The organism is Pantoea sp. Cy-640 (assembly GCF_011752635.1).
GTDB classification, from domain to species: domain Bacteria; phylum Pseudomonadota; class Gammaproteobacteria; order Enterobacterales; family Enterobacteriaceae; genus Pantoea; species Pantoea dispersa.
On record NZ_VWXB01000002.1, the window covers coordinates 435198 to 447305 of the forward strand.

The window sequence follows — 12108 nt, forward strand, 5'->3', positions numbered from 1 at the left end:
TCATTATTAACCGCCTTAGCGAGGCGGCTAAGCGCCCCGGGTTAGGGCTGGCTCGTATCGTCCAGCATTTTTTTCAGCAGATAAATCAGCGCGACCCGTTCGGCCGGATTCAGCTGCCCGTAAGTCATTTCGGTGATGCGCATCGCGTTGTCTGTCGTGCTGTCAATCAGGCGGTGGCCTGCGTCGGTCAGCATGACAATCACTTTGCGTTTGTCGGTGGGATCGGGACCCAGACTGACCAGATCGCGCGCCTTAAGACGCTCAACCACACCGCGAATGGTGGCCTGATCGACGGCGGTATAGCGCACTAAATCGTTCTGTGCGCTCGGACCGCGATCGCGCAGCGCACAGAGGGTAATAAATTGCACGGCGGTTATCTGTGAATCACCGACGTGTTGCTGAAAAATCGCCGCATGGCGTTGATACACCTTGCGCAACAGATGGCCAACCTGCTCGGTATAGTCATAGCGCTGGTCTGCGCGCGGATCCTGCTGGTGCGACATGCCTTTATCCTTTTTCCCGGAAACTGTCAGGCAGTGTAATGCATTGTCACTGCGCTGACAGCCGTTCCCTGCGCACGATTAACGCGCGCGTGAGGCCTCCGGTGCCACCACTTCACCTTCCGCCACCACCAGCAAATCGTCCACTTTGATGTCGCAGCGGCGCAGAGCAATGTCCATATGGCACGGCGTTTTGCGCTTGCCGCCCACTTCGGTGTTCGGTCCGGTCGAAAACAGGAAGTTGCCGTAAAAGGCGCGCGCGTCCATACACATGCCGTCGTTTTTGTCGTGTAACCCCATCGCCGTCCACTGTGCGCGCGGCTGCAGCCCCCAGCCGATGTGGGAAATACCGTACACTTCCGGATCGTTGAAGTAGCGCATGTAATCGCGCAGATACTCAGCCTCAAAGCCGCCGTGGATGTGGGTGACAAAGCCCTGCTCAATCTCCAGCGTAATACGTTCACGCGCGTAAGATTTAAACGGCAGCAGGATGTCGCCGACGTCCAGCACCAGCACGCCTTCAGCCTGATCTTCATTCGGCCAGGTGAACAGGAAGCCGCTCGGCCAGTGATCCCAGCGGCCCGGCTCATCCGCGTAGCCATATTCCGTTACCGTGGGGTACTGGCCGAGCGGGGCGCGAAAATCACTGCCGGCCGGTGACTTCACCGTCATCATGCGCGCTTTTTCCAGCACCGCCGCCGCGGCCAGCACGCGCGACTTGTCCTCTTCAGTGGGCAACATTCGTGCCAACACTTCCGGCGGCTCGACGGCCAGCAAAATTCGCGTCCCGGTTTTCAGGATTTGCTCCTGCTCCGGCGAATGCAGCAGCATCATGGTATCGACGATCAGGTCCGCCGCTTCCAGCGCGCGCTGTGCGGCAATGTTGCCGGTAAGCGCGGTATCACCACAGTAGGCGGTCATGTCGTTACCCATCGCCGTCGGGTGATTGAAGGCCGGCAGCTCAACGCAATACACCTTCGCGCCCAATCGTAGTGCAGCATCAGTGGCGGCCTGCACGGTGCGTGCATCGGAATAGTGACTTTTCAGGATGGCGACACTCTGGCTGGCGTCGACTTTCGACAGCCGTAAAACCTGCTCGAACATCTGGCCTAACTGGCTCTGATTTACTGCCATAGCGGTTTCCTCTCAGGGTTAGATGTCAGACAATTTGCTGCGCAAAACTTCAGCTATTTATAGCGAACACGCTTTATGTGTTTGTTATAGACGTGTTGCGAAGAACAGTGCAAGCATTTCTTTTTGACATAAGAAAAGCCTATTTAACCTTATCATCAGGCTGTGATTAACATCATGTTATCGAGTTTTCACTGTAAATACGGTTGCTTTTAACAGTGTCATAACCTCAATAATTAAAGCGTATGCACTATAAACTCAGCGTCGGGTTTGATCGTTTATCCGCGTGCATACCTTCAAATCAGCGTCAGTGTGAGAGGAAAATATGAGCAATATGAAACGCATCGCGGTGATCGGCGCCGGGCTGGGCGGGCTTGCCGCCGGCTCGCTGTTACAGAAAGCGGGATTTCATGTCACGGTTTATGAACAAAGCCCGGCTTTCTCCCGTCTGGGTGCCGGCATCCACATGGGGCCGAACGTGCTCAAGGTGTTTCGCCGCATGGGCATCGAACAGCAGCTGGAGGATCTGGCTTCGCATCCCGATTTCTGGTTCAGCCGCGACGGCGAGACCGGGGAGTATTTGTCACGCATTCCGCTGGGCGCTTATGCGCGCAAAGAGTACGGTGCGGCTTATGTCACGGTGCACCGGGGCGATTTGCAGGCCATGCAGATGACCAGTCTGCAGCCGGGCAGCGTCCAGTTCGGCAAGTGCCTGAGCAGCGTCGAAGACAGCGGCAGCGATGTGGTGCTGCGTTTTCAGGATGGCAGCGAAGCGCGCGCGGATATCGTGATTGGTGCGGATGGTATCAACTCAAAACTGCGTGAGCATCTGCTGGGTGTGGAAGCGCCCACTTACAGCGGCTGGGTGGCGCACCGTGCGCTGATCCGCGGCGAACAACTGCGCAAATACAACCTCAGCTTTGAAGATTGCGTGAAGTGGTGGTCTGAAGATCGTCATCTGATGGTCTATTACACCACCAAAGCGCGCGACGAATATTATTACGTCTCCGGTGTGCCGCACCCGGCGTGGGATATCAAAGGCAGCTTCGTTGACAGTAGTCAGCAGGAGATGCTGGAAACCTTTGGTCACTATCATCCGGTGGTACAGGCGCTGATCGAGTGCAGCGAATCGGTCACCAAATGGCCGCTGCTCAACCGCCAGCCGCTGCCGGTATGGAGCGAAGGGCGCATTGTGCTGCTGGGTGATGCCTGCCATCCGATGAAACCGCACATGGCGCAGGGCGCTGCGATGGCCATCGAAGATGCCGCCATGCTGTCGCGCTGCCTGACAGAAACCGGTCTTGATGATTACCGCACCGCGTTCCGCCTGTATGAAGCCAACCGCAAAGAACGTGCGTCGCGCGTGCAGGCCGTCTCTAACGCCAATACTTTCCTGCGCACCCAGGAAGATCCGGCCTGGGTGTACGGCTACGATGTGTTTGCCGCGCCGCTGAAAAGCGAGGTGACCTCATGAGCCGTTTTATGCACGGCGGTCAGGTACAGGCCAACGGCATTCGCCAGCACTATCTGCGCTACGGCGGCAGCGGGCCCGCGCTGATCCTCGTACCGGGTATCACCAGCCCGGCAATCACCTGGGGTTTTGTGGCGGAAGTTTTTGCGCAGCATTTTGATACCTGGGTACTGGACGTGCGCGGTCGCGGGCTCTCCAGCAGCGGTGAAGGGCTGGATTACGGCATGGAGAGCTGCGCCGATGACATCAACGCCTTCGCGGATGCGCTGGGGCTGACGCGCTATCACCTGGTTGGCCATTCGATGGGCGCGCGCTTCATCATGCGTGCGGCGGTGAAACAGCCAGCCGGCGTGCTGTCGCTGTCGCTGATCGATCCGCCAGTTTCCGGGCCGGGCCGGCGTCTCTATCCGGGGCAGTGGCCGTGGTATGAAGATTCCATTCGCGACGCGCAGCGCGGCATGGATGCTGAAACCATGAAGCAATACTGCCCGGCCTGGAGCGATGACCAGCGCCAGCTGCGCGCCGAGTGGCTGCACACCTGCTATACGCCGGCCATCCGTCGCGCCTATGACGATTTTCACCAGCTGGATATCCATCAATATTTCCCTCAGCTGCCGGCAAAAACTCTGCTGATGGTGGCAGGCAAGGGCGGCGTCATTCAGGCGGAAGATGAAGCCGAAATCCGCGAGCTGCTGCCGACCATTGAGATCAGCCGGGTAGCCGGCGCCGGTCACATGATCCCGTGGGATGATTTTCACGGCTTCTTTAATGCCTTTGGCACCTTCCTTGGCCCCTCACTGACTCCGGAGACGCAGCCATGACGCGTTCGTATCGTATCGGCCAGATTGTGCCGAGTTCCAACATCACCATGGAAACCGAAATTCCCGCCATGCTGCAGGCGCGCCAGCTGATTCGCCCGGAGCGGTTTACCTTCCACTCCAGCCGTATGCGCATGAAACATGTCAATAAAGATGAGCTGGCGGCGATGGATAAAGAGTCCGACCGCTGTGCGCTGGAGCTGTCCGACGCGCGCGTTGACGTGCTCGGCTATGCCTGTCTGGTGGCGATCATGGCGATGGGCCCGGGCTATCATCGCCAGTCGCAGCAGCGCCTGACGCAGGTCACGCGCGACAACGAGGCGCTGGCACCGGTGATCACCAGTGCCGGCGCGCTGGTCGATGCGCTGCATATTATGGGCGCGAAGAAGATCGCGCTGGTGGCACCTTACATGAAGCCGCTGACCGAGCTGGTGGTGGATTACATCCAGCGCGAAGGGATTGAGGTAAAGCAGTGGCGCGCGCTGGAAATTGCCGATAACCTCGCCGTCGCCCGCCACGACCCGGCCAATTTACCCGGCATCGTGGCGGACATGACGCTGACGGATGTTGATGTGGTGGTGCTGTCGGCCTGCGTGCAGATGCCGTCGCTGCCGGCGGTGGCAAAAGTGGAGGCGCAGACCGGCAAGCCGGTAATTACGGCCGCCATTGCCACCACGTATGCTCTGCTGAAGGCGCTGGAGCTGGAGCCGGTGGTACCGGGCGCGGGCGCATTGCTGTCCGGTGCGTGGTAAGGAGAAACCATGAGCCAGAGTGTCAGTGATAACTACGCCGGTGTCTGGGGCAACCGCATCGGTTTTGGTCAGCGTCCGGCGCTGCTGATGATCGACTTTCTGCAGGGTTACACCACCCCGGGCGCCGCGCTATTTGCCCCGGGCGTGGTAGAGGCGGTGGCCGCCGCACAGGGCCTGCTGGCGGCGGCGCGCCAGTGCGCGATTCCGGTGATCCATACGCAGATTCGCTACCATCCGCAGCATCAGCAGGACGGCGGGATCTGGGTGCAGAAAGCTCCGGTAATGCGTGACATGGTGGAAGGCAATCCGCTGGCCGCGTTTTGTCCGGCGGTGCAGCCGCTTGCCGCAGAAGTGGTGATCACCAAACAGTATGCCAGCGCGTTTTTTGGCACGTCTCTGGCATCGATGCTGGTGGCGCAGGGCATTGATACGCTGCTGATCGCCGGCTGCTCCACCAGCGGCTGCATCCGCGCCAGCGCAGTGGATGCGTTGCAATACGGTTTTCGCGCCATGGTGGTGCGCGAATGCGTGGGCGATCGCCATGATGCGCCGCATCAGGCCAATTTGTTTGATATCGACAGTAAATATGGCGACGTGGTAAGTAAAGCCGCGGCGCTGGAGTATCTCGGGAAGTTCAGCGCCCGTTAAGGGCGCGTTTCACCTGCACGGAGTGCGCACAAACAGTCCGTTTCGGCTGCGGCTGAGACGCATAACAACATCTCCCCGACGACGGGGTTATTGCGCCCGGAGAACACCATGACTGACGTTTCAACCCGTCCTGCTGCGCTGGCAGCCGAAGACACCGCTTCGATTTATCGCAAAATCACCTGGAAGCTGATTCCGTTTCTCTGCCTGTGTTATCTCGCGGCCTATCTTGATCGCATCAATATCGGCCTGGCTAAGCTACAGATGGCGAGCGATCTGGCGCTGAGCGAGACCGCGTTTGGTCTGGGTGCCGGGCTGTTTTTTGTCGGCTATATCCTGTTTGAAGTGCCGAGCAACCTGATTCTGCAGCGGGTCGGCGCAAAGATCTGGATCGCGCGCATTATGATTACCTGGGGGCTGCTCTCGACCGCCACGCTGCTGGTGCAAACGCCGACCCAGTTCTACATCATCCGCTTTTTCCTCGGCGCGGCCGAAGCCGGTTTTCTGCCTGGCGTGCTGTTCTATCTCACCAAATGGTTTCCTTCGTGGCGCCGCAGCCGCATCATTGCGCTGTTTATGATTGGCCTGCCGCTCTCCAGCCTGATTGGCGGACCGCTTTCCGGCTGGATCATGGGGCATTTTCATGAGGTTTACGGCATGCGCGGCTGGCAGTGGCTGTTTCTGCTGGAAGGCCTGCCCAGCGTATTACTGGGTGTGCTGACGTTCTGGCTGCTGCCGAACAGCGTCGAGAGCGCCAGCTGGCTCAGCAGCAGTGAGAAGCAGGCGGTGCTGCGCGAACTGGCGCGCGACGAAGGTGACGCCAAAGGGCTGAAACACAGCCTGCGCGATGGTCTGCTGAATATTCGCGTGGTGATGCTCGGCGGCATCGATTTCTCGATTCTGCTCAGCGCTTACGCCATGGGTTTCTGGATGCCGACCTTTATTAAGAATGCCGGCACCACCGATATCACCACGATTGGCTATCTGACGGCGATCCCCAGCCTGGCGGCGTTGATTGGTATGCTGGCGATCGGTGCCAGCTCAGACCGCCTGCGTGAACGCCGCTGGCACATCATTGTTCCGTTTATTATTGGCGCGGCAGCGATGGGCACCAGCACCTTCTTTGCTCACAACGTGGCGATGACCGTGCTGCTGTTCTCAATTGCACAGGCGATGATTATCGGGGCGGTGCCGGTGTTTTTCAGTCTGCCCGCTACGTTCCTGAAAGGCACGGCGGCTGCGGCGGGTTTTGCGCTGGCCTGTTCGATCGCCAATATCGCCGGACTGGTGAGTAATTCCGTCATGGGCGTGGCGCTGGATCTCACCGGCAGCAGCAACGGCGCGCTGTGGTTCTTCGCCGTGTGTCTGCTGCTCAGCTCGCTGTTGGTGGTCGCGCTGCCAGCGAAGCTGGTGAACCGGTAGCGAATACCTTACCTATTTGAACGACCGCTGATGGATTGCCATCGATGGTGTAATGCCGAATAGTTCAGAAACTGCAATACGCACAAATTCGTAGCGGCGCGATTCATCGCGCAATAAATTGCGCCGCTACGATAAGTGCAATCATTTATATACAAATTCAAAGATAACTGACAAGGATTACGCCATTCATAGCGACCGTCTCACAGCCGCTGGATGCAGCTCCACACCCCGCCAGACCGTCACGCCCACCCGAACCCAATCCTCCTCGCTTATCGGTTATCCATAAGGTAAAAATCTTGTGGGATAGCTCAAACTATCAGCTAAAGGTATTATAAAGGTATCTATTCTGGTGCTAGATTGGTTCTACCAACACCGGGGAGTCTATTTCGATGAAAACTACAATTCCAAAGCTGTCGTTCATGATGTTCTTAGAGTGGTTTATCTGGGGGGCATGGTTCGTGCCGCTGTGGGCATTTCTCAGCAAAAACGGCTTTTCGCCAGTTGAGATCGCCTGGTGCTACGCCTGTACCTCCATCGCTGCCATCCTGTCACCGATTCTGGTCGGCTCGCTGGCTGACCGTTTCTTCCAGGCACAGAAAGTGTTATCGCTGCTGACCATCGCCGGCGCGATTCTGATGTTCTTTGCCGCACAGCAGACGCACTTCAGCAGCTTCTTTCCGCTGCTGCTGCTGTATGCGCTCACCTATATGCCGACCATTGCGCTGACCAACAGTATTGCGTTTTCCCACGTCGGTGACGTGGAGCGCGACTATCCGCGCATCCGCGTGATGGGCACTATCGGCTGGATCGCCTCCGGCATCGCCTGCGGTTTCCTGCCGCCGCTGCTCGGCTTTGGCGATATCTCCGCCAGCAATGTACCGTTGCTGATCACCGCGGCCAGTTCGCTGCTGCTTGGCCTGTTCGCCCTGACTCTGCCAGCCACCGAACCCAAAAGCACCGGCAAGTTCAGCCTGCGCGTGGCGCTCGGCCTCGACGCACTGCATCTGCTGAAAGATCGCAGCTTCCTCGTATTTTTCGTCTGTTCATTCCTGTTCAGTATGCCGCTGGCGTTCTACTACATCTTCGCTGAGGGATATCTGACCGAAGTCGGTCTGCCACACGCCACCGGCTGGATGACGCTCGGCCAGGTATCAGAAATCTTCTTCCTGCTGGCGCTGCCGTTCTTCATTAAACGCTTCGGCATCGGCAAAGTGCTGCTGCTCGGCCTGGTCACCGCCGCGCTGCGCTACGTGTTCTTTGTGTTCGGCGGCGATCAAAACCTGCTGACCTTCGGCCTGCTGTTTATGGGCATTCTGCTGCACGGCGTCAGCTACGACTTCTACTTCATCACCGCCTACATTTATGTGGATAAGAAAGCGCCGGTGGCGATGCGTAACGCTGCGCAGGGCCTGATCACCCTGGCCTGTCAGGGCATCGGCAGCCTGCTGGGTTACCGCCTCGGCGGCTATCTGATGCAGGAGATGTTTGCGTATGACCAGCCGCGCAACGGTCAGACCTTCAACTGGGCGGGAATGTGGATGTTTGGCAGCGTGATGATAGTCATCATCACCATCGCCTTTATCGTTCTGTTCCGCGACGGCAAAAAACGCAGTGATGAATTAACCGCTTTTGAAAACTCAGCAACCGCTGACAGCCATAAATAAGAGATGTAACCATGACGATGACACACCAGGAAAAACGGATTTTGGGCGCATTTTACGGCCAGGCATTGGGCGATGCGATGGGCATGCCATCGGAACTGTGGCCGCGCAGCCGCGTGAAACAGCACTTTGGCTGGATCGATCGCTTCCTGCCCGGCCCGGCAGAAAACAATGCCGCCTGCTACTTTGGCCGGGCGGCTTTCACTGACGACACCTCAATGGCGCTGGCGCTGGCCGATGCCATCATCAGTCACGACGGCGAAATTGATGCGGAAACTATCGGTGCCAATATTCTGCGCTGGGCGGAAGCGTTTGATGCCTTTAACAAAAATGTGCTCGGGCCGACCTCCAAAATCGCGCTTAACGCGCTGAAAAACGGTACGCCGGTGGCGCAGCTGGAAAATAACGGCCTGACCAACGGCGCGGCGATGCGCGTGTCACCGCTGGGCTGTCTGCTGCCAGCGCGTGACCTGCCGGCTTTTATTGATGCTGTCGCGCTGGCCTCCAGTCCGACGCACAAATCCGACGTGGCGATTGCCGGTGCCACCGCGATCGCCTGGGCAATCTCCCGCGCGATTGACGGTAGCGACTGGGCAACAATTCGTGACGAACTGCCGGCGATTGCCCGCGCGGCGCAGGAGCGGCAAGTCACCACTTTCAGTGCGGCAATGGCGGCCCGCATCGAACTGGCGTTGCAGGTGGTGGCGCAGGGCAGGGGCACCGAGTCGACCATGCAGCAGATCTACGATCTGGTCGGTACCGGCACCAGCACCATTGAATCGGTACCGGCGGCGATCGCTATGGTCGAACTGGCAGCCACCGATCCCAACCGCTGCGCCATTCTGTGCGCCAATCTGGGCGGCGATACGGATACCATCGGCGCGATGGCGGTTGCTATCTGCGGCGCGCTGCACGGTATCGACGCGATCGATGCGCAGCTAAAAGCGGAACTGGATGCTGCTAACGCGCTGGATTTCACTCACTACAGCCGCGCGTTTGTCCGTTTCCGCCAGCAGCGCGAGGCCGCCTATGCTGACGCCTGACGATCTGTCCCGACTGGCGGGCCGGTTGCCGGTGTGCGTGGTGGGGGCGGCGGTAGTGGATGTGATTGCCGATGCCTGGACGTTGCCGTATCGCGGCAGCGACATCGAACTGCATCAGCAGGGCGTTAACGTCGGCGGCTGCGCGCTCAACGTCGCCATTGCGCTGCATCGTCTCGGCATTCCTTCTATCAACGCGCTGCCGCTGGGGAACGGTATCTGGGCCAGTATCGTGCGACAGAAGCTGGCGGAATACGGTGTGCAGAGCGTACTGGAAAATGCGCACGGTGATAATGGCTGGTGTCTGGCGCTGGTCGAGCCGGATGGCGAGCGCACCTTTCTTTCCGTCAGTGGCGTGGAAAACCAGTGGGACGCCGCGCTGTTACGCACATTGCCGCAGCCAGCGCAGCGCTGGATCTATCTCTCGGGTTATCAGCTCACCAGCAAAAGCGGCGAAGTGCTGATCGACTGGCTGGAGCAGCAGGCACCGCCGTATCAGCTGCTGGTGGATTTTGGCCCGCGGCTGGCGGACATCGGCGAGGCACAGTTTGCGCGTATCATGGCGTTGCAGCCACTGATTACAGTGAACAGGCAGGAAGCGGAGCTGCTGTGGCATGAGCGTCTGCGCGCATCCGAACCTTTCGACGCCCATCAGCTGATGGCGCGCTGGCAGCAGCAGTTTGGCGGCGCAATGGTGTTAAGGCTGGACAGCGAAGGTGCCGGATACATCGACGCTGAGGCGCAGGGCTGGGTGCCCGCACTGGCGACAACGGTGGTTGATACTATCGGCGCGGGCGACAGCCATGCTGGCGGATTACTGGCGGGATTAGCGTCCGGCTGGTCACTGGCGGAGAGCGTTGCGCTGGGCAACGCAGTGGCGTCGTATGTGGTTTCCCGGCGCGGTGGCGACTGTGCGCCCGATCGCGCCACACTGCGCGCTTACTGGCAGCAACGCCTTACTCAGCAATAAACACGTACATATCGCTGCGGCAGTAGCTGATGCTGTACTCCAGCGGATTGCCCTGTGCGTCGAGTGCCAGCTGCTTAATCACCAGCACCGGCACATTGGCGGGCAGGGCAATTTGCTGCTGCAGGGCTTCGTCCGGCATACGCGCGCTGACCCGGCTCTGGGATTTCACCGGCAGGATCTGCTGGCGATGAAAATAGTCATACAGCGAAATACCAATCTCATCGGCATCGGCAATGTAGCGCGCCGGCACCCATGACTCTTCAACCGAGACCGCCTGGCGGTCAACATAGCGAATACGTTTCAGCAGATAGACATCGCTGCCCGTGCTCAGCCCCAGCTTTTCGGCGATCTCTGCGCTACAGGCAATTTTGCTTTTGTTGATCCACACGGTGTCCGGCGTTTTACCGCGCAGCACCGCCTGCTGCGACAATCCTTTTGGTTCTTTGAGTGAATATTCAAACTGGCTGCAAATCTGCGTGCCGTAGCCGCGGGAACGGAACACGACGCCCTCTTTTTCCAGCTCGTCCATGGCTTTACGCACGGTGATGCGCGAAATGTTCAGCGACTGGCTAAACTCGCGCTCGCCCGGCAGGATCTCTTCGTGCACCAGCGTGCCATCGCGCACTGCCTCTTTAATCGCACTGGCAAAGCGTTTATACAGCGGCGTGCGGCTCTCTATCGCCAGCGTGGTGGTCAACCGCGCCAACAGCGCATTGTGGTCAGTCATAGCGGGCAGGGCACTCACTCGGGTCAGCGGCAGGAACCGCTATAATACTGAATTTTAATGCGGCGCGCAGCCAGCGGCGTTTTGACCAGTCATCATGTTTCTTTATCCTGCTCATAATGACGTACATCATCGCGTTCTGTTAGCCACGGCACGGTGTGCGAGCACCAGATATAGGAAACCGGCGTCTGAGCGGGATCGTCGTCCAGCGTGGCCACACGCAGAATCACGTGGCTCTGATGAGGTCTTTCAGCCATCAGATGAGATCCGCAGACTGAACAGAAATAACGCAACTTATCCGGGGAAGAATTAAAGGCCGTCAGAAATTCTTCTCCCTGGGTCCACCTGAAATCCTCACGCCGCACGCGCGCTGTCGAGGTATAAGCGGCGGCGTGCGCTTTTCTGCAGGTATGACAGCAGCAATGCGTAATGCTGCCCGCCAGGCGATCGCATTCGTAGCGCACACGTTTACAGAGACAACTTCCGTTCATTTTTTCTCCTGATTCCTGTGCCGGATTATTGCATCAGTTTCAGATGGAGGAGGGGAAACGGCTTTCCCTCACCATCAACAGAAGACCGTCCCGTCACCTGAAAACCCAGATGCTGATAAAACCCGAGCGCAGCGGTATTTTGTTCGTTAACGTCCACTTTTTTCGCTGAAAGATGACGGATAGCGTAACGGACTAACCGTGCACCGATCCCTTTTTTGTGATGAGCGGGCGAGACGAAAAGCATCTCGATATTCTCATCCTGCACGCCGATGAATCCGACAATGTCATGGTTTTCATCGGTCACCTTTCTCAAAACAACGGCATCAAAATAATTTTCCAGAATAAGCTGTCTGAGCCGCAGGATATCCTGTTCATTCAGGAAATGATGCGTTGCCCGGACGGCAGCCTCCCAGACCTGAATCAGTAAGTGATACTCTTCCTTGCTTACTTCGCTAATTGTCACTATGTCTCCTTAACATGCCA

Annotated in this window: 13 protein-coding genes; 8 read left to right on the top strand and 5 right to left on the bottom strand. The window is 58.3% G+C overall.

All coding sequences use genetic code 11. From position 1 onward, the window contains the following. Positions 1 to 41 precede the first annotated feature (41 nt). Together F3J36_RS07495 and F3J36_RS07500 are read right to left on the bottom strand one after the other, a co-directional pair. Positions 42 to 503: a MarR family winged helix-turn-helix transcriptional regulator gene (locus F3J36_RS07495; protein WP_021508807.1), complete on the bottom strand. Its 462-nt coding sequence runs from the start codon at positions 501 to 503 to the stop codon at positions 42 to 44. Between the two features lie 78 nt (positions 504 to 581). Beyond that, positions 582 to 1634, bottom strand: a complete 1053-nt coding sequence (locus F3J36_RS07500; protein ID WP_166719353.1) for a 2,5-dihydroxypyridine 5,6-dioxygenase — start codon at positions 1632 to 1634, stop codon at positions 582 to 584. A gap of 322 nt (positions 1635 to 1956) precedes the next feature. On the opposite strand from F3J36_RS07500, the gene F3J36_RS07505 reads away from it, so the two are divergent. The 8 genes from F3J36_RS07505 (at position 1957) to F3J36_RS07540 (ending at position 10410) form a co-directional block, all read left to right on the top strand. Continuing rightward, positions 1957 to 3105, top strand: coding sequence for an FAD-dependent monooxygenase (locus F3J36_RS07505; protein ID WP_058758938.1), 1149 nt, complete (start codon positions 1957 to 1959; stop codon positions 3103 to 3105). Then, on the top strand, positions 3102 to 3923 hold the full coding sequence (locus tag F3J36_RS07510; RefSeq protein WP_166719354.1) for an alpha/beta fold hydrolase: 822 nt from the start codon (positions 3102 to 3104) through the stop codon (positions 3921 to 3923). Before F3J36_RS07505 ends, F3J36_RS07510 begins: the two co-directional genes overlap by 4 nt. Positions 3924 to 3970: 47 nt before the next feature. Beyond that, positions 3971 to 4672 carry an Asp/Glu racemase gene (locus F3J36_RS07515; protein ID WP_199188990.1) on the top strand — a complete coding sequence of 234 codons (702 nt, stop codon included), beginning with the start codon at positions 3971 to 3973 and terminating at the stop codon, positions 4670 to 4672. A gap of 9 nt (positions 4673 to 4681) precedes the next feature. After that, complete coding sequence (locus F3J36_RS07520; RefSeq protein WP_021508812.1) at positions 4682 to 5320, top strand: isochorismatase family protein; 639 nt, start codon at positions 4682 to 4684, stop codon at positions 5318 to 5320. Positions 5321 to 5428: 108 nt separating this feature from the next. After that, the gene (locus F3J36_RS07525; protein ID WP_021508813.1) at positions 5429 to 6739 is read left to right on the top strand and encodes an MFS transporter; all 1311 of its coding nucleotides are present in this window, start codon (positions 5429 to 5431) and stop codon (positions 6737 to 6739) included. A 389-nt stretch (positions 6740 to 7128) separates the two neighbouring features. After that, the gene (locus F3J36_RS07530) at positions 7129 to 8403 is read left to right on the top strand and encodes a nucleoside permease (RefSeq protein WP_031279949.1); all 1275 of its coding nucleotides are present in this window, start codon (positions 7129 to 7131) and stop codon (positions 8401 to 8403) included. A 17-nt stretch (positions 8404 to 8420) separates the two neighbouring features. Further along, positions 8421 to 9443 carry an ADP-ribosylglycohydrolase family protein gene (locus F3J36_RS07535; RefSeq protein WP_211072962.1) on the top strand — a complete coding sequence of 341 codons (1023 nt, stop codon included), beginning with the start codon at positions 8421 to 8423 and terminating at the stop codon, positions 9441 to 9443. Continuing rightward, positions 9430 to 10410: a PfkB family carbohydrate kinase gene (locus F3J36_RS07540; protein ID WP_150360121.1), complete on the top strand. Its 981-nt coding sequence runs from the start codon at positions 9430 to 9432 to the stop codon at positions 10408 to 10410. The genes F3J36_RS07535 and F3J36_RS07540 overlap by 14 nt, the downstream gene beginning before the upstream one ends. Here the strand turns inward: F3J36_RS07540 and F3J36_RS07545 are convergent. The 3 genes from F3J36_RS07545 to F3J36_RS07555 all read right to left on the bottom strand — a co-directional run bounded on the left by F3J36_RS07545 (position 10397) and on the right by F3J36_RS07555 (position 12088). Further along, the gene (locus F3J36_RS07545) at positions 10397 to 11137 is read right to left on the bottom strand and encodes a GntR family transcriptional regulator (RefSeq protein WP_088517460.1); all 741 of its coding nucleotides are present in this window, start codon (positions 11135 to 11137) and stop codon (positions 10397 to 10399) included. The two genes, F3J36_RS07540 and F3J36_RS07545, sit on opposite strands and share 14 nt — an antisense overlap. Before the next feature lie 92 nt (positions 11138 to 11229). After that, positions 11230 to 11625, bottom strand: a complete 396-nt coding sequence (locus F3J36_RS07550; RefSeq protein WP_166719356.1) for a GFA family protein — start codon at positions 11623 to 11625, stop codon at positions 11230 to 11232. Between the two features lie 25 nt (positions 11626 to 11650). Beyond that, positions 11651 to 12088, bottom strand: a complete 438-nt coding sequence (locus tag F3J36_RS07555; protein ID WP_166719357.1) for an acetyltransferase — start codon at positions 12086 to 12088, stop codon at positions 11651 to 11653. Positions 12089 to 12108: the final 20 nt, after the last annotated feature.